This is a genomic window from Gordonia sp. N1V (assembly GCF_029269935.1).
GTDB lineage: Bacteria > Actinomycetota > Actinomycetes > Mycobacteriales > Mycobacteriaceae > Gordonia > Gordonia polyisoprenivorans.
Genome location: NZ_JARJDD010000007.1, coordinates 1 through 16,796, shown reverse-complemented (window position 1 = coordinate 16,796; position 16,796 = coordinate 1). Strand labels below are relative to the sequence as shown.

Annotated in this window: 21 protein-coding genes; 7 read left to right on the top strand and 14 right to left on the bottom strand. The window is 66.1% G+C overall.

What is annotated here, in order from left to right; translation table 11 throughout:
* Positions 1–91: 91 nt before the first annotated feature.
* Together P3L18_RS11195 and P3L18_RS11190 are read left to right on the top strand one after the other, a co-directional pair.
* On the top strand, positions 92–1,099 hold the full coding sequence (locus P3L18_RS11195; protein WP_276114091.1) for a polysaccharide pyruvyl transferase family protein: 1,008 nt from the start codon (positions 92–94) through the stop codon (positions 1,097–1,099).
* Positions 1,096–2,217 carry a hypothetical protein gene (locus tag P3L18_RS11190; protein WP_276114090.1) on the top strand — a complete coding sequence of 374 codons (1,122 nt, stop codon included), beginning with the start codon at positions 1,096–1,098 and terminating at the stop codon, positions 2,215–2,217. The genes P3L18_RS11195 and P3L18_RS11190 overlap by 4 nt, the downstream gene beginning before the upstream one ends.
* 83 nt (positions 2,218–2,300) lie before the next feature.
* Here the strand turns inward: P3L18_RS11190 and rpsQ are convergent, their stop codons facing one another.
* Genes rpsQ through rpsJ form a run of 11 tightly spaced genes read right to left on the bottom strand, consistent with a single transcriptional unit; the run spans position 2,301 to position 7,602 of the window.
* Complete coding sequence (gene rpsQ, locus P3L18_RS11185; protein WP_006367920.1) at positions 2,301–2,603, bottom strand: 30S ribosomal protein S17; 303 nt, start codon at positions 2,601–2,603, stop codon at positions 2,301–2,303.
* Positions 2,600–2,833, bottom strand: coding sequence for a 50S ribosomal protein L29 (gene rpmC / locus P3L18_RS11180; protein ID WP_006367919.1), 234 nt, complete (start codon positions 2,831–2,833; stop codon positions 2,600–2,602). Before rpmC ends, rpsQ begins: the two co-directional genes overlap by 4 nt.
* Entirely contained in the window at positions 2,833–3,249 is a 417-nt protein-coding gene (rplP, locus tag P3L18_RS11175) for a 50S ribosomal protein L16 (protein WP_006367918.1), read from the bottom strand. Before rplP ends, rpmC begins: the two co-directional genes overlap by 1 nt.
* Before the next feature lie 3 nt (positions 3,250–3,252).
* Positions 3,253–4,059 carry a 30S ribosomal protein S3 gene (gene rpsC / locus P3L18_RS11170; RefSeq protein ID WP_006367917.1) on the bottom strand — a complete coding sequence of 269 codons (807 nt, stop codon included), beginning with the start codon at positions 4,057–4,059 and terminating at the stop codon, positions 3,253–3,255.
* A 2-nt stretch (positions 4,060–4,061) separates the two neighbouring features.
* Positions 4,062–4,475 carry a 50S ribosomal protein L22 gene (gene rplV / locus P3L18_RS11165; RefSeq protein ID WP_006367916.1) on the bottom strand — a complete coding sequence of 138 codons (414 nt, stop codon included), beginning with the start codon at positions 4,473–4,475 and terminating at the stop codon, positions 4,062–4,064.
* Positions 4,475–4,756 carry a 30S ribosomal protein S19 gene (gene rpsS / locus P3L18_RS11160; protein WP_006367915.1) on the bottom strand — a complete coding sequence of 94 codons (282 nt, stop codon included), beginning with the start codon at positions 4,754–4,756 and terminating at the stop codon, positions 4,475–4,477. Before rpsS ends, rplV begins: the two co-directional genes overlap by 1 nt.
* A gap of 20 nt (positions 4,757–4,776) precedes the next feature.
* Positions 4,777–5,613: a 50S ribosomal protein L2 gene (rplB, locus tag P3L18_RS11155; protein WP_006367914.1), complete on the bottom strand. Its 837-nt coding sequence runs from the start codon at positions 5,611–5,613 to the stop codon at positions 4,777–4,779.
* Positions 5,614–5,643: 30 nt separating this feature from the next.
* Positions 5,644–5,949, bottom strand: coding sequence for a 50S ribosomal protein L23 (gene rplW, locus P3L18_RS11150; protein WP_006367913.1), 306 nt, complete (start codon positions 5,947–5,949; stop codon positions 5,644–5,646).
* Between the two features lie 2 nt (positions 5,950–5,951).
* On the bottom strand, positions 5,952–6,623 hold the full coding sequence (gene rplD, locus P3L18_RS11145) for a 50S ribosomal protein L4 (protein ID WP_006367912.1): 672 nt from the start codon (positions 6,621–6,623) through the stop codon (positions 5,952–5,954).
* Positions 6,620–7,279, bottom strand: a complete 660-nt coding sequence (gene rplC / locus P3L18_RS11140; RefSeq protein ID WP_006367911.1) for a 50S ribosomal protein L3 — start codon at positions 7,277–7,279, stop codon at positions 6,620–6,622. The genes rplD and rplC overlap by 4 nt, the downstream gene beginning before the upstream one ends.
* 17 nt (positions 7,280–7,296) lie before the next feature.
* Positions 7,297–7,602 (bottom strand): 30S ribosomal protein S10, encoded by a 306-nt coding sequence (gene rpsJ / locus P3L18_RS11135; protein WP_003938093.1) that lies wholly within the window; start codon positions 7,600–7,602, stop codon positions 7,297–7,299.
* Between the two features lie 437 nt (positions 7,603–8,039).
* On the opposite strand from rpsJ, the gene P3L18_RS11130 reads away from it, so the two are divergent.
* Positions 8,040–8,459 (top strand): hypothetical protein, encoded by a 420-nt coding sequence (locus P3L18_RS11130; RefSeq protein ID WP_276114089.1) that lies wholly within the window; start codon positions 8,040–8,042, stop codon positions 8,457–8,459.
* A gap of 147 nt (positions 8,460–8,606) precedes the next feature.
* On the opposite strand, the gene P3L18_RS11125 is transcribed toward P3L18_RS11130, so the two are convergent.
* From P3L18_RS11125 to P3L18_RS11115, 3 genes are all read right to left on the bottom strand, one after another.
* The gene (locus tag P3L18_RS11125) at positions 8,607–9,905 is read right to left on the bottom strand and encodes a GDSL-type esterase/lipase family protein (protein ID WP_276114088.1); all 1,299 of its coding nucleotides are present in this window, start codon (positions 9,903–9,905) and stop codon (positions 8,607–8,609) included.
* A gap of 177 nt (positions 9,906–10,082) precedes the next feature.
* On the bottom strand, positions 10,083–10,418 hold the full coding sequence (locus P3L18_RS11120) for a hypothetical protein (RefSeq protein WP_196813402.1): 336 nt from the start codon (positions 10,416–10,418) through the stop codon (positions 10,083–10,085).
* 288 nt (positions 10,419–10,706) lie between these two features.
* Complete coding sequence (locus P3L18_RS11115; protein WP_079930672.1) at positions 10,707–11,009, bottom strand: hypothetical protein; 303 nt, start codon at positions 11,007–11,009, stop codon at positions 10,707–10,709.
* Between the two features lie 349 nt (positions 11,010–11,358).
* Between P3L18_RS11115 and P3L18_RS11110 the strand changes: the two genes are divergently transcribed.
* The 4 genes from P3L18_RS11110 (at position 11,359) to P3L18_RS11095 (ending at position 16,650) form a co-directional block, all read left to right on the top strand.
* Entirely contained in the window at positions 11,359–11,889 is a 531-nt protein-coding gene (locus P3L18_RS11110; protein WP_006367906.1) for a hotdog fold domain-containing protein, read from the top strand.
* Between the two features lie 77 nt (positions 11,890–11,966).
* The gene (locus P3L18_RS11105; protein WP_276114087.1) at positions 11,967–13,769 is read left to right on the top strand and encodes an N-acetylglutaminylglutamine amidotransferase; all 1,803 of its coding nucleotides are present in this window, start codon (positions 11,967–11,969) and stop codon (positions 13,767–13,769) included.
* Positions 13,766–15,949: a prolyl oligopeptidase family serine peptidase gene (locus P3L18_RS11100; RefSeq protein WP_271353903.1), complete on the top strand. Its 2,184-nt coding sequence runs from the start codon at positions 13,766–13,768 to the stop codon at positions 15,947–15,949. The genes P3L18_RS11105 and P3L18_RS11100 overlap by 4 nt, the downstream gene beginning before the upstream one ends.
* Entirely contained in the window at positions 15,946–16,650 is a 705-nt protein-coding gene (locus P3L18_RS11095) for a GntR family transcriptional regulator (protein ID WP_079930674.1), read from the top strand. The genes P3L18_RS11100 and P3L18_RS11095 overlap by 4 nt, the downstream gene beginning before the upstream one ends.
* Positions 16,651–16,796 lie beyond the last annotated feature (146 nt).

Sequence of the window (16,796 nt, the reverse complement as noted above, 5' to 3'; positions counted from 1 at the left end):
GATTTCGGGGTTTCTTGGAAACGTCTGCGCCGAAATCCTGCTTTCACGGCTTCGCAAATCACCCGTTGCTCTTCCGGCTATGATTTCCGGCATGTCCGCGATCTCTGCGATCCAGACCGAAACTCTCGACATCCTCCGGACGGTGATTCCCGCTGGCAGCACGGTCGCCCTACTCGATTTCCCCAACCACGCCAACGCCGGAGACGTCCTCATCTATCGAGGCGAACTCGCCTATCTCCAGCGGCTGGGGTGCGAGATCGCCTACACGGCAACGTTCAACACCTACGACAGAGGCGCTCTCGCTTCCGCCGTCTCCAGTGGCCCGATCCTTCTTCATGGTGGAGGCAACTTCGGTGACAGGTACCCGATTTACCAGCCATTTCGGGAACGGGTGATCGGCGAGAATCGTGACCGGTCGATCATCGGTCTGCCGCAGACATTCGAATACCGCGATCGCAATGCTCTGACCCACACCCAGCAGGTGTACGGCGAACATCCCGACCTCACTTTGCTGATTCGCGATCGCAGTGCACTCGAGCGGGTCGCCGAGCTGTTTCCAGCGAACCAGGTCCACTATTGCCCGGACACCGCCCTCGGTGCCGGCCGCATCGACCCCGCCCGCGAGCCCGACCACGACGTTATCCTCCTCAAGCGGACCGACGGAGAGTCGGCGTTCTCCGCCGATGGCATCCCGCCGAGCTTGATGGATGAGGCGTTCATCCATGACTGGCGCATGGAGTGGTTCGGATACGACCTCAAATGGTGGCCGCAGTCGCTCGCGATAGTGAGCTTGAGTACGGTTCCGGTGTTTCGGCGTCGGATTCACCGATGGGCGAAGCGAGCTTTCGACCGTCAGTCCGAACTGATCGTGCGTTCGTCAGTCGATGCCCTCTCACGCGGTCGTGTCGTCCTCACCGACCGACTCCACGGTGCGGTCCTCGGCGTTCTGCTGGAGAAGCCGGTGGTCATGGTCGACAACGCCAACAGCAAGTTGTCGGCGGCGTTCCGCGATTACCTGGCCACCTTCGCTCACGTTGCTCTTGCCCGCGACTTCCACGAGGGCTATGACGTCGCCAAGACGATGGCTTCCGCGTTGTGACTCGGGTCGCGCGACGTAGCGGGCGTATCCGCGCCAAGCACCGGCTCGAGGTCCGTCCCGACGTTCCGGACCTCCAGCGCATCTCCGCAACGATCCAGGCTCCCGACGGCACCGCGATGACTGTCGCCACCGAGTCCTCGCACCCGTTGGACAGCTCGGCGACGCCGTGGCTGGCGCCGACCATTCCGACGGCGATGTGGCTGTCCGCCGATCTCACCATCGAGGGCGCGGTCGATCCTGTAGCCCTTGAGAACGCGGGTAAGGCGCAGCGAGTGCTCGCCGAGTGGTATCCACGGCACCTCGCACCCGCCGACATTCACGCCCACCAGGGGCCGACCGCGCCCCCCGCGGATGGCGTCGGCTGCTTTTTCAGCGGAGGTGTCGACAGCTTCTATTCCGCCCTCACTCACCTGGACCGACTCACCCACCTCGTCTTCGTCCTGGGTTTCGACATCATGGACGACGAGGTATTGGCGACTCAGGCGCTGGATTCGGCTCGATCAGCCGCAGTCGAACTGGGCAAGCCTCTCATCGAGGTGCGCACCACCCTGCGGAGCGCGTTCGGTGACCTCGTCCGCGTGCCGTGGGGGTGGGTCTTCCACGGGCCCGCCCTCGCCCATGTGGCCACCGCGCTCTCGCCGGTGCTCGGCACGGTCATCGTCCCGTCGTCGTACTCCACCGGCTGTATCCACCGGTGGGGCTCTCATCCCGAACTCGACCCTCTATGGTCGAGTTCGTCGGTGACACTCGAGCACGATTCCATCGACGTGACGAGGCTCGAGAAGGTCAGGACGATCAGTAAATCGTCCACCGCGATGAGGAATCTCCGCGTGTGTTGGGAGAATCGCGACGGGCGGTTCAACTGTGGTCGTTGCTCGAAGTGTCTGCGCACCATGCTGGAGTTGCTGGTGGCCGGCGGGAATTGCACGACTCTGCCGGACCGACCTCGCGCCGATCAGGTGAAGCACATCCACGCCGCTTCGGGCGAACGATTCCATCTCCGGCAGGTACTCGACGAGCTTCGCGCCGGGAGCATCGACGATCCGGAACTCGAACGGGCCATCCGCACTGCGATCCGTCGCGGACCCGTACTTCAGTACTTTCCCCAGCGCCGATAACACTCGCGAATACGAAGACGACGAAGCGGCCCGCTCCCCTGAGGGAACGGGCCGCTTCGCGTGAATCCTGTTGCGAGAACGCCTTACTTGGCCTTCTCCAGCACCTCGACGAGTCGCCAGTGCTTGGTCGCCGACAGCGGGCGGGTCTCCATGATCCGCACACGGTCGCCGACGCCGGCATCGCCGTTCTCGTCGTGGGCCTTGACCTTGCTCGTGGTCCGGATGATCTTGCCGTACAGCGCGTGACGCTTACGGTCTTCCAGCTCGACCACGATGGTCTTCTGCATCTTGTCGCTGACGACGTAGCCGATCCGCTCCTTGCGGCGGTTACGCTCGGCGGTCGCCGATGCTTCTTGGGTTTCGGTCACCTTCTGGTCCTCACTCATGCGTCATCACCATCCGGTCCCGACGCCAGACCGAGCTCGCGCTCCCGCATCACGGTGTAGATGCGCGCGATCTCGCGACGCACCGTCCGCAGACGCCGGTTGTTGTCGAGCTGACCGGTGGCCATCTGGAACCGAAGGTTGAAGAGCTCTTCCTTCGACTCTTTCAAGCGGTCGACCAGATCGGTGTCACTGAGGTCACGCAGCTCGGCTGCGGCAACTCCGAGTCCCATCAGAACTGCTCCTCTCTGGTCACGATTCGGGTCTTGATCGGGAGCTTGTGCTGCGCGCGGCGCAGGGCCTCGCGAGCGATCTCCTCGTTCGGGTAGGTCATCTCGAACAGCACGCGACCCGGCTTGACCGGAGCCACCCACCACTCGGGAGAACCCTTACCCGAACCCATGCGGGTTTCGGCCGGCTTCTTGGTGAGCGGACGGTCCGGGAAGATGTTGATCCAGACCTTGCCGCCACGCTTGATGTGCCGGTTGATGGCGATACGAGCGGACTCGATCTGACGGTTGGTGATGTAGGCGCCTTCCAGAGCCTGGATGCCGAAATCACCGAACGTCACCTTGGTACCGCCCGACGCCTGACCCTTCAGGCTCGGGTGATGCTGCTTGCGGTGCTTGACCCGCCGTGGGATCAACATTGCCTAGCCCTCCTGCTTCTCTGCACCGGCTGCTGCCGTCGCCTCAGCGGGGGCCTCGGCAGCGCGACCGGCGTCGGTGCTCGTGGCCGTGGTGCCCGAGGCACCGCTGCGGCGGGGACGGCTCGGCCGACGCGGACGACGGTCTTCTGCGGCCGGCGCGGCTGCGGACAGCTCACGCTTGCCACCGACGATGTCGCCCTTGTAGATCCACACCTTCACGCCGATCCGGCCGAAGGTGGTCTTGGCCTCGTGCAAGCCGTAGTCGATGTCGGCGCGCAGGGTGTGCAGGGGCACACGGCCTTCGCGGTAGAACTCGCTGCGGCTCATCTCCGCGCCGCCCAGGCGACCCGAGCACTGCACCCGGATGCCCTTGACGTTGGGCTGACGCATCGCCGACTGGATGGCCTTGCGCATCGCGCGACGGAACGCCACACGGTTGCTCAGCTGCTCGGCGACACCCTGGGCCACCAGCTGGGCCTCGGACTCAGGGTTCTTGACCTCGAGGATGTTCAGCTGGACCTGCTTGCCGGTCAGCTTCTCCAGCTCGCCGCGGATGCGATCGGCCTCGGCGCCGCGGCGACCGATGACGATGCCCGGGCGGGCGGTGTGGATGTCGACGCGAACCCGGTCACGGGTGCGCTCGATCTCCACCTTGGCGATGCCGGCGCGCTCGAGCCCCTGCGAGAGGAGCTTGCGGATGGCGACATCCTCTTTCACGTACTCCGCGTACTGCTTGTCGGCGTACCACCGGCTGTTCCAGTCGGTGGTGATGCCCAGACGGAAGCCGTGCGGGTTGATTTTCTGGCCCACTACTAGGCTCCCTTCTTCTTCGGCTGACGCGAACGACCGCGACCGCCGGCGGCGGCCTTCTCCGGCAGGCTCTCCACGACCACGGTGATGTGGCTGGTGCGCTTGCGGATACGGAACGCGCGGCCCTGCGCACGCGGCTGGAACCGCTTCATGGTCGGGCCCTCGTCGGCGTAAGCCGTGGCGACGACCAGGCTCCGGCGATCGAGGTCCTGGTTGTTCTCGGCGTTGGCGACCGCGCTGGCGAGCACCTTGTACACGGGCTCCGACGCCGACTGCGGGGCGAACCGCAGGATGTCGAGGGCCTCGTCGACGTTCTTGCCGCGGATCAGGTCGAGCACGCGACGTGCCTTCATCGGCGTCACGCGCACGAACTTGGCCGTGGCCTTCGCGGTGGGATTATCGGTCTGCGTAGTCATTACCGGCGCTTCGCTTTCCGGTCATCCTTGATGTGACCCTTGAAGGTACGGGTGGGGGCGAACTCGCCCAACTTGTGCCCGACCATGTTGTCCGAGACGAACACCGGGACATGCTTGCGACCGTCGTGGACGGCGAAGGTGTGTCCGATGAAGTCGGGGATGATGGTCGAACGGCGCGACCAGGTCTTGATGACCTGCTTGGTGCCCTTCTCGTTCTGTGCGTCGACCTTGGCAAGCAGGTGGTCGTCGACGAACGGGCCCTTCTTGAGGCTGCGTGGCATTCTCTAACTCCCTCCTGTGCTTATCGCTTGTTCTTGCCGGTACGACGGCGACGGACGATGAGCTTGTCGCTCGCCTTGTTCTTGCGGGTGCGGCCTTCCGGCTGACCCCACGGGCTGACCGGGTGACGACCACCGGAGGTCTTGCCCTCGCCACCACCGTGCGGGTGGTCGACCGGGTTCATGACCACACCACGGACGGTCGGGCGCTTGCCCTTCCACCGCATGCGGCCGGCCTTGCCCCAGTTGATGTTGCTCTGCTCGGCGTTGCCGACCTCGCCGACGGTGGCGCGGCAGCGCACGTCGACGCGACGGATCTCACCGGAGGGCATACGCAGGGTCGCGTAGGCACCCTCCTTGCCGAGCAGCTGGATCGACGCACCGGCCGAGCGGGCCATCTTCGCGCCGCCACCCGGGCGCAACTCGACGGCGTGCACCTGGGTACCGGTCGGGATGTTGCGCAGCGGCAGGTTGTTGCCGGGCTTGATGTCGGCGGTCGGACCGCTTTCCACCACGTCGCCCTGCTTGAGGTTCTTGGGCGCGATGATGTAGCGCTTCTCGCCGTCGACGTAGTGCAGCAACGCAATCCGCGCGGTGCGGTTCGGGTCGTACTCGATGTGTGCGACCTTGGCGTTGACGCCGTCCTTGTCGTTACGACGGAAGTCGATCAGACGGTAGGCACGCTTGTGACCGCCACCCTTGTGACGAGTGGTGATGCGACCGTGCGCGTTACGACCGCCGCGTCCGTGGAGCGGGCGGACCAACGACTTCTCCGGATGGTCACGGGTGATCTCGGCGAAATCCGAGCCGGACGACCCGCGACGACCGGGTGTCGTCGGCTTGTATTTACGAATAGCCATGTGAAAGTCCCTCTATTCCAAGAGTCCCGGTCAGCTGACCGAGCCTCCGAAGATCTCGATGGGCTTGCTGTCGGCGGTCAGCGTCACGAACGCGCGCTTGGTGGAGCGGCGCTGGCCGTAGCCGAAGCGGGTCCGCTTGCGCTTGCCCTGCCGGTTCGCGGTGTTGACGCTGTCGACGGTCACGTCGAAGATCTGCTCGACGGCGATCTTGATCTGCGTCTTGTTGGAGTCCGGGTGCACCAGGAAGGTGTACACGTTCTCCTCCATGAGCCCGTAGGACTTCTCCGAGATCACCGGCGCCAGGATGATGTCGCGCGGGTTGGCCTGGATAGCCATGCTCACGCCTCCTTCTGGTCGGTCTTGGATCCGTTGGCAGCGATGTACGCGTTGAGCGTCTCCACGCTGAACACCACCTCATCGGCGTCGAGGACGTCGTAGGTGTTGAGCTGATCGGCCGAGATCGGCAGCACGTTCTGCAGGTTCGCGACGCTCTTCCATGCGGTGAGGTCCTCACGGCCCAGCACCACCAGGAACTTGCGACGATCGCTCAGGCTCTCGAGGAACTGACGCGCGGTCTTGGTCGAGGGGACCTGACCGGGAACCAGCTCGGTGATCACATGGATGCGCTCGTTGCGAGCCCGATCGCTCAGCGCGCCGCGCAGGGCGGCCGCCTTCATCTTCTTCGGGGTGCGCTGGCTGTAGTCACGCGGCTGCGGACCGTGCACGGTGCCACCACCGGCGAACTGCGGTGCGCGGGTCGAACCCTGACGGGCGCGACCGGTGCCCTTCTGCCGGTACGGCTTGGCGCCACCGCCGCGAACCTCGCCGCGGGTCTTGGTGGCGTGCGTGCCCTGGCGCGCGGCGGCCTGCTGGGCCACCACGACCTGGTGCATCAGCGCGATGTTGGCCGGCGCGTCGAACAGTTCGGCGGGCAGATCAACGGTGCCGTTGGTCGTGCCGTCGGCGTTGCGGACGTCCAGCGTCAATTTGACTGTGGTTTCGGCGCTCACTTGTCAGCACCACCCTTCACTGCGTCGCGAACCACCACGATGCCGCCCCGACGACCCGGGATCGCTCCCTTGATCAGCAGCAGGCCGGCCTCGGCGTCCACCTTGTGGACGGTGAGGTTCTGCGTGGTCACCTTGTCGTTACCCATACGTCCGGCCATCCGCATGCCCTTGAACACGCGGCCCGGGGTGGCGCAGCCACCGATGGAACCCGGCGCGCGGTGCACGCGGTGTGCACCGTGGCTGGCGCCCAGACCGGAGAAGCCGTGACGCTTCATCGGACCGGCGAAGCCCTTGCCCTTGGAGGTGCCGGTGACGTCCACTAGCGCACCGTCGGCGAAGATCTCGGCGGTCAATTCCTGACCGACCTCGAGCTCGCTGACATCGGCCACGCGGATCTCGGCCAGGTGCCGGCGCGGGGTGACCCCGGCCTTGCTGAACTGACCGGCGACCGGCTTGGTGACCTTGCGCGGATCGATGGCGCCGTAGGCGACCTGCACGGCGGTGTAGCCGTCACGCTCCGCGGTGCGCAGCTGGGTCACGACGTTCGGGCCCGCCGCGATGACGGTGACCGGGACGACGCGGTTGTTCTCGTCGAATACCTGGGTCATGCCGAGCTTGGTGCCCAGGATGCCCTTGGTTGAACTCTGGTTGCTCATGATTCTTCGCCCCCGCCCTACTGGATGTTGACGTCGACGCTGGCCGGCAGGTCGATGCGCATGAGCGCGTCGACCGTCTTCGGCGTCGGGTCGAGGATGTCGATGAGTCGCTTGTGGGTACGCATCTCGAAGTGTTCGCGGCTGTCCTTGTACTTATGCGGCGAACGGATGACGCAGTACACGTTCTTCTCGGTGGGCAACGGCACCGGGCCGACCACGCGTGCCCCGGTACGGGTCACGGTTTCCACGATCTTGCGCGCCGAAGCGTCGATCGCCTCGTGGTCATAGGCCTTGAGCCTGATGCGGATCTTCTGTCCCGCCACGCTGTGTCCTCTTCCGTCAGTTGTTCTCGACAGACGAACACCGCGCACCTGGGCCGGCACTAGCCGCCGGCGGGCACATAGATCACCGCGTGAGAGTCGGGATCGACGCTGTTCATCTGTCGTTGTACGTTGGCTCGCCCATCAGACGAACCGATTTGCTCCGGCACCCGCGGTCGGGCGTGTCGAGTCCGTGAACCGAGACCGGCGCACGCGTTACACGCCCAGTCCCCGATTTCCAGGCCTGGGAGTCATTCACCTGAGCGAAGCCGCGGAAAATCCCGCAACCTGCCGTCCAGGCAACCCGACAAGTATGCACCAGGGCGCGGGGTGGTTTCAAATCGGCCCCTGACGCCACCCGACCTGCAACAACCGCGTCGTCAGCTGCGCGAACGACGCGTCACCCGCCGTCGGGGGGCCGCGGCATTAGAACCGTAGCCATGATGCGCTCTGATCAGACCGGCTCACCGTGGGGGCCGACCATGGTCGCCCTGGCTGCGGCCGAGGTTCTGGGGTCGATGCTCTGCCAGTTTCATCGCGTGCAGCTCGAGAACGACTGGAACGCGCACATGCTCGCGATCAGGTGTCATCCGGTCGCTGCGCTGCCGGACCTGCGTCCCATCTCATGGGCGGCCACCTGTGCGGCCGCGCTCGGCGTGCTCGCCGGCGGCGCGCTAGTCCTCAAGGTGGCGGTGTGCGGCATCCAGGTGCGTGCGGCATGGGTGCCCCGCGCGATTCTGCTGGTGATCGTCGGTGCCGTTATGTTCGCGGCGTCGCTGGCATCGGTACTCGACATCCCCTCACACCTGATCGCGGGCTTCGGCACCGACGGCACCGGGCTGCCCTGTGGCGACGGGTGACGGGGCCGATCACCCGCATCGCAGACCACGGAGTCGCATGCATCCTCGGCCATCACGGCAACGCCCGTCGCCGACGGCACCACCGGGCGAAGCGAGGAGGCCCGGAATGCACATCCGTCTCACACATCGATCATTCGATCATCACGATCAGGACGCCAGCGTGGCCAGATCGACCTGTGCGGCCATCGTCGAGTAGCCGGCGGCATTCGGGTGCAGCAGGTCCGGCCCACTCAACCGCGGGTTCAAGCCGTTTGGATCATGCGGATCGCGCATCGCGGACTCGAAGTCGATGACACTGTCGGACAGGTGTTGTCGGCGAATCCACGCATTCACCACGAGCCGTTGCCCATTGGCCGCCGGCGTGCTCCACCCGTCGGACAACGAGGTCGCCGCGGGCAGGAGGGTTCCGAGGTGGACGCGAAGGCCTGCTGCATGAAGTCGCAGGATGACCTTGCGTAGTCCGTCGATCACCGTGGCCGCATCGGTACCCGGCGGAATCCCGAGATCGTTGATGCCTTCGAGCAGGATGACGTCGCGGACGCCCGGAACCCCGATGACGTCGTCCGCCACCCGGTCCATCAGCGACGGGCCGTAGGCGAAGATCGCCGGCCCCAGGGTCACGCGGTTGCCACTGATCCCCGCGTTGAGGACCGGCCGGTCGATTCCCGCCTGATCGAGACGTCGTTGCAAGAAGTCCGGGTAGCGCACGTTGGTATCGATCACCGACCGATCCTCGGTGAGACCCAGGTACTGGGCTGCCATGAATCCGTCGGTGATCGAGTCTCCGACGGCGACGATACCGGTCACCGAAGTCGGTGCAGCAACATCGATTCCGGTGACGAGCGGTACCTGGTCGGTGGTGACGGTGAATGCAGCGCCGGAGGTGTCGTGGCTGTGGTCACCGCTGCCGGCGACGGTCGCGAAGCTCGTGGCGTTACCGACGTAGTGGACGGTGGGCACGGTCGCGTCGGGGAGGAACACCGACACTGCCAGCGACCGCCACGCCGTGACGTCGACGTCGACCGGGTCGCTGGCGACGTCGGCACCCGGTGCGATCGACACCGAGTCGCGGCCGCCGAAGGTCACCGGCACGATCCTCTTGACCTGCGCGCCGCGGACACGGCGTGACACGGTGACGCCGCCGATACGGATCGGCTTGGCGCCGAACCGGTTCGTCAGGCGTACCCGCGCGACCGATCCCGACAGGTGCGGCGTCGTCATCACGCGCAACGTGTGGTCGGCAGGCGCCGAGGGAATCGGGTTCTCCAGCGAGATGTCGCCGCGATTACTCGGCGCCGCCATCCAGCCGGCCACCCAATGCGCCCCGACGCCGGGGCCGCGATCCGACGGATGTGCTTGCACGACACCAACACCGGCTGTCGCCAGCACCGCGGCCACCACGATCGCAACCGCACCGCGTCGCGCCCGTCCTGTCGGTCTCCTCATGAACGTCCCTCCCCGGACTCGAGTTGACCATGCGGTCAAGTCATTCGAATATCGGGGCTCGTCGCGCCCGGTGCAACGGATTGCGGCGATTGGCCGCCGCAGACGCCGACGACGCCGGGACCGTGGAGGTCTCCGACGTCGTCGACGATCCGACCCGGCGGTCGGAGGAATGCGGTATCAGGGCAGGGGAATCCAGAACCCGAACAGCCAGAACCCGTTCGGGGTGTACTGACCCGGCTGCCAACGCGGCTGCGGGTGCCACTGCGGCTGCGGGTGCCACTGCTGCGGTTGCGGCTGCCACCGGTTCGGCTGTGGTTGCGGCTGCCACCGGTTGGGCTGCTGGTAGTGGTTTCCCTGCGGCGGCGGCGGGGCGGCCGACGCGATGCCGGCACCGGCACCGATGCCGGTGACGATGGCCCCGGCGGCGATGACGCCCGCCACGATCCGCTTTGCGGGCACTGAGCGCGACTTCACCGACCGCGCCTCGGTCCCCGAACTGCTGACGGTGTTCATGAGATGTCCCTTCGAACGACAATGATCATCGACGGCGTCGGACGGCGCCGGCTCGACAGCCGCGACGACCAACAACTCCCGACCGTGTCGGTCGGGAGTCGACGGAGTCGTCGGCCAGTGCTGACGCTACGCCGTCCCAGGGACAGAAAATCGAACCTGACCTGCAGGTTCACTGTGGGAGGCTGAGCCTTTTAGGTGCTTTGATCCGAACGCGAAGAGCTGATTGCCAGCCGAATCACATCAATGTTCGTTTTGCTCCCAGCAACCCCACAGCGCTCCTGCGATCGGTCAGGGCAGCGGAATCCACAACCCGAAGAACCAGAACCCGCGCGGGCTGGTCTGACGCGGCGCCCACTGCTGACGCTGGGGCTGCTGCTGACGCTGGGGCTGCGGCTGCTGCTGACGCTGCGGTTGGGGCTGCTGCTGACGCTGCGGTTGCTGCTGGGTCTGCTGGTGGCTGGGGGCCGTCGGCGCCGCCGAGGCGAGACCCGCCCCTGCTCCGACGCCGGTGATGATGGCACCGGCGGCTACGACACCGGCCACGGTGCGCTTGATGGTGATGCCCGAACGCTTGGCGGTCGCTGTTGTCATCTGGGTTTCCCTTTCTCGGATCTACGGACGGACGACGAGGTCGAAAGACCGCCGTCCACAGCCACGGCGACGTCGCCATCGGTGTGATCAGGAGAACCGATCCACTCCCCGGCGCAACGTCCGCTTCGTGTCTAAGCCATTACGCTACAACCACTTTCGGGCCGAAATCGTCGCGCACGCTGCGAGGTTTCTGTGCGGTTCATGCCGGTTTGACCGTTTAGCCCGGTACACCCGAAGCGTCCTGTCAGGACCGCCACAGACAAGGCCGCAGTGCTCACAGCCGATCGCCAGCGATCTCAGCCGAGCACGGCCGCTCGCCCCGCACGGGTGGGCGGTTAGGGTCGGTTCCATGACGACCAAGCCCTCGCACACCGACGATGCTCGACCATCGGCGATGACCGCGACCTACGCCCTGCGCCGGCGCCTGCCCGACAACGTTCTCGGCCACGCCCTGTTCTCTCTCGGTATGGTCGCGCGCGTTCCCTACTTCGGCACCGTGCTGCCCATCGTCGAGGAGATGCGCCCCGGGTACTGCAAGGTGAGCGCGCCCAAGTGGTTCGGCGTGTACAACCACATCGGCACGTTCCACGCGATCGCGGCGTGCAACCTCGCCGAGGCCGCGATGGGCATGCTGATGGAGGCCAGCCTGCCGCCGTCGCATCGCTGGCTGCCCAAGGCCATGTCGACGCAATACCTGGCCAAGGCCACCACGCGACTGACGGCGGAGGCGACCCTGACCGAACCGATCGACGTCGAGGCGATCAGTACCGGAACCGACGTCGTCGTCTCCGTCCGCATCCTCGACACGCACGGCACCGAGGTGGTCCACGCCGACATCACCACCTGGGTGACGCCACGCGCGGGCGACGACTCACGCTGACGCACCGGGACAAAACTCCTAGGCTGGGACGATGATGTCGCGTCTGCCGCGACATGGAGACGAAAGGTTGCTATTTCATGTGTGGAGTCTGCGGCGAGATCCGCTTCGACGGGTCCGCGCCCGACGTCTCTTCGGTCGACGCGATGACCGCCGCGATGACCCGGCGGGGCCCGGACGCCTCCGGGGTCTACATGAAAGGCAATGTGGCGCTGGGGCATCGGCGTCTGAAGATCATCGATCTGTCCGAGCGGGGCGGTCAGCCGATGGTCGATCCCGAGTTGGGGCTGGCGTTGGTGTTCAACGGCTGCATTTACAACTATCAGGAGTTGCGCCACGAACTCGAGGGCAAGGGCTACCGATTCTTCTCCCACGCCGATTCCGAGGTCATCCTCAAGGCCTTTCATGCGTGGGGCGCCGACTGCGTCGACCGCCTGATCGGGATGTTCGCGTTCGCCGTCGTCGACACCGATTCGGGCACGGTGACCCTGGCTCGCGATCGTCTGGGCATCAAGCCGCTGTATCTGGCGGAAACGCCCGGGCGGCTGCGGTTCGCCTCGTCGTTGCAGGCACTGCTGCGGGCCGGGGACGTCGACACCTCCATCGACCGGGTCGCGCTGCACCACTACTTCAGCTTTCACGCGGTGGTTCCGGCGCCGCACACCATGTACAACGGCATCCGCAAATTGCCTCCGGCCACCGTCCGGACGATCACCCGCGATGGCCGCAGCACCGAGCGCCGGTACTGGGAGCCGGTGTTCGCCCCGCATGCCGATCGGGCCGACTGGGACGAGAAGCGCTGGCAGCACGAGTTGATGGATTCCCTGCGCACCTCGGTGCGGCGTCGAATGGTCGCCGACGTCCCGGTCGGGGTGTTGCTGTCCGGGGGCATCGACTCGTCACTGGTGGTGGCGCTGCTGGCCGAGCAGGGCCAGACCGACCTCGCCACATTCAGCATCGGATTCGATTCCGCAGCAGGCGAATCGGGCGATGAGTACGCCTACTCCGACCTCATCGCCGATACCTTCGGCACCGATCATCACAAGATCCACATCGGCACCGACCGGCTGCTGCCCGCCGTCGGCGACACGATTGCCGCGATGAGTGAGCCGATGGTCAGCCACGATTGCGTCGCGTTCTATCTGCTCTCCGAGGAGGTGAGCAAGTCCATCAAGGTGGTGCAGTCCGGGCAGGGTGCCGACGAGATCCTCGGCGGTTACTCCTGGTATCCGCCGCTGGCCGGTATCGCGCGCCCGGAGACGACGAAGGCCTACCGTGAGGTCTTCTTCGATCGGTCGCACGAGGAGATCGCCGCGATCCTCGCCGACGACTACCTGTTGGAGGAGCGCGATTTCGACCCCAGTTGGGAGTTCGCACTGGCCCATCAGTCGGCCCCGGGCGCGCACACCTCGGTCGACGCAGCGCTGCGCCTCGATACCACGGTCATGCTGGTCGACGACCCGGTCAAGCGGGTCGACACGATGACCATGGCCTGGGGACTCGAAGCACGCGTGCCGTTCCTCGACCACGAGTTCGTCGAGCTCGCCGCCACCTGCCCGCCGGATCTCAAACTGGCACATGGCGGTAAGGGCGTACTGAAGGAGGCCAGTCGCGCGTTGCTGCCCTCGGCCGTCATCGACCGCACCAAGGGGTACTTTCCGGTGCCGGGTATCCGGCACCTCGAGGGCGAGGTCTTCGATCTCGTCGCCGATGTACTCAAGACGCGCTCAGCAACCGACCGCGGGCTGTACCGGCCGGCCGCGCTCGACCGACTGTTCGCAGATCCCAACGGGATTCGCACTCGCCTCGACGGCAACGAGCTGTGGCAGGTCGCGATGCTCGAGATGTGGTTGCAGACCATGGAAGGTATCACCGCACCGTGACGCCGTCCGTTCCGCCCGGCGCGCAGGCGTCGACACCCGATTCCATCGCCGCCGGCGTCCCCGACCCCGCGTTCTCGGTGCGCTTCGACGAGAACGGGTGGCACACGTACGGTCCGTCGGTCTCGCCGGACGGGTCGGCATTCGCCTACATCGTCGACGACGGGACCGGTTATCCGCGTGCGGCACAGCGGGTTCTGACTCCCGACGGGGTCGGCGAACTGCGGTGGGTGCGGGTGCCGGCGACCGGACCGGTGCGCAAGCTCGTGCATTCCAGCGACGGACAGTGGCTCGCGGTGGAGTTGGCGCCCGGCGGCGGTGAGCACCACCAGGTGTGGGTCGTGACGACCGATCCCGACGACGAGACCGCTCATCGCGTCGCCGCGATCCGTCCCGACGGCAATCCCTACACCGCGGGTGCGGGGCGGTCTTTCGGCACGGTGACTCTCGTCGGTTGGGACACCGATTGGGTCCTGATCACCGCCACGGCGACCGACGGCACCGCGCACTCGCTGCGGATTCATCCGAGCACGGGCACCACCCAGACCCTCGACGTGCGTGTCGGTGGTGCACTGATCGACTCGTGGAAGGGCGCCACACTGCTGCGTGTCGGCCCGCGCGGTTACCACGACATGCTGCTGTTGCGACGCCGGGATCGCCAGGACGGCACGGGATCAGCCGGTCCGCTCGATGGTCACGTCCGGCGTTCGGCGCGTCCGCTTCGACCGGCGCTCGCGGTCGGGGCCCGCGAGGACGAGCCGGAGGTCGAGATGAGCACACTGTTGCCCAACGATCCGGGTTCGGTGACCGACGACGGGTACATACTCGACCAGGGCTTCGACCACCCGTCGCTGGTGTTCGTCGGGCCGCCCGGTGACGCCGAGCGTGATCTCGACTCGGTACAAGCCGTGGTGCGCAGTGACTTCGATGCCAAGTATCCGCGCCTACTCGGTGTGGAGGTGGCCCGCACCGGAACCCGCTTCCGGGTGCTGGCACAGCGCGCGGGCTGCGGCCTCGACGCCTTCGCGGTCTCCCACGACCAATCAACGGTCGCGATGTTGTGGAACACCGACGGGCACAGCGAGTTACAAATCATGACGCTTCCCGATCAGACACTGCACGATCCGATTCCACTGCCGGGTGACGTGGCGTCGGAGTTGTCGATCAGCGCGGCGGGCACTCTCATCGCGGTGACGGTGTCTAGTCCGCAGCGCTCGCCGCTGGTGCATCTGATCAACACCGCGAGCCGGGAGGTCACCCCGGTCCGCGACGACATGGTGACCGGCACCGGCCCGTCGCACACCCTGCGGCCCGAGTTGCACGATTTCTCCGCGCGCGATGGGATGCCGTTGTCGGGCTGGCTGTTTCGGCCAGCACAGCGCTCATCCGACGCCGACGACCGTCCGACCCCGTACCTGTTGTATTTTCACGGTGGTCCCGAGGCACAGACCCGGCCCGACTATCACTTCCTGTTCGGTCCGCTCGTCGACGCCGGCATCGGGGTGTTCGCTCCCAACGTGCGCGGGTCCTCGGGGTACGGGCGTCTGTTCTCACACGCCGACGACCGCTACGGCCGGTACGCGGGGATCGACGACGCGGCCGATTGCGCGGAGTATCTCGTCGATGCCGGTATCGCCGATCCCGACGCGCTCTACGTGTCGGGGCGGTCCTATGGTGGCTATCTGACATTGGCGTGCTTGACTTTTCACCCCCAGCTCTTCGCGGCCGGCATCGCGATCTGCGGTATGAGCGATCTCGAGTCGTTCTTCCGCAACACCGAGCCGTGGATCGCGGTGGCCGCCTACACCAAGTACGGTCATCCGGAGTCGGATCGCGAACTGCTGCGTGACCTGTCCCCGATCCACCGGATCGACGAGGTGTGCGCTCCGTTGCTGGTGATTCACGGCGCCCACGACACCAACGTTCCGGTCAGTGAATCGCAGCAGATCGTGCACGAATTGCGGTCGCGTGGTCGGGTGGCGGAGTTGCTGATGTTCGGTGACGAGGGCCACGAGATCGTCAAGCGCGACAATCAGCAGCGACTGACCAATGCGGTTGCCGATTGGGTCTTGCGTCATCCCTCGGCCGCGGCCGCCCACGCCGAATCGCACCGGCTGGCCCGCGCCGCCGAATTCGGCTGGGATGCCGCGGATTCGGTGTCGGATCAGGCCCGGCTGTCGTGAACCGCCGGCGGCCCAATCTCCTGGTTGCGAAACTCGTCGAGGTCCGATCACATCACGAGCACGCGAACATCGAGGAGGAGTTGCGCCGACTGATCCTCTCCGGTGGTGCACCGCCGGGCACCGTCATTCCCCCGGGTGAGGTTGCCGACGCCTTTCGTGTGAGTCCGATCCCGGTGCGGGAGGCACTCAAGACTCTCGTCGGAGAGGGACTGGTTGTCCACCAGCGTAATTCCGGATATCGGGTGAGTTCGTTGTCGACCGACGAACTCAAGGAGATCTACTTCGTTCGCGGCGTCCTCGAACAGGCCGCGCTCGCCCAGGCCGTCGACCGTGCCTCCGAGGCCGATATCGCAGCCGCACGTGGCTGCCACGAGCAACTGGTGACCGCCACCAAGTGGGGCGACGGCAAGTCGTTTCACGACGTGTCGAGGCAGTTCCACATGTGTCTGACCGCGCCGTGCGCGATGCCACGTTTGTTGTCGATGTTCGAGTCGACGTGGAATCTGACCGAGCCGTTCCAGGTCATGCGCAGCGTGAGCTCGGCCACCCAGGAGCTCCTGAACGACGACCATGCGGCTCTGCTGGACGGATTCACCGCTCGCGACGTCAGCGCCGTACTCGACGTGGCGAATACTCACCACGCTCGCCTGGAGACCGCGATCCTGGAGACCGCGGGCCGTCTCGGCCTTCCACCCGAGTGACGGACGCGCCGCCGATCGGATCAGCGCGCACCCGTCCGACGAACGCGGAGCACCCTGCCGGGGAGTCACTCCGTAATCGTCACCGGCCCAGCAACCTGGCCACCGCATCCGCCGGCAGCTCACCCGACGACACCGGAAACACCCCA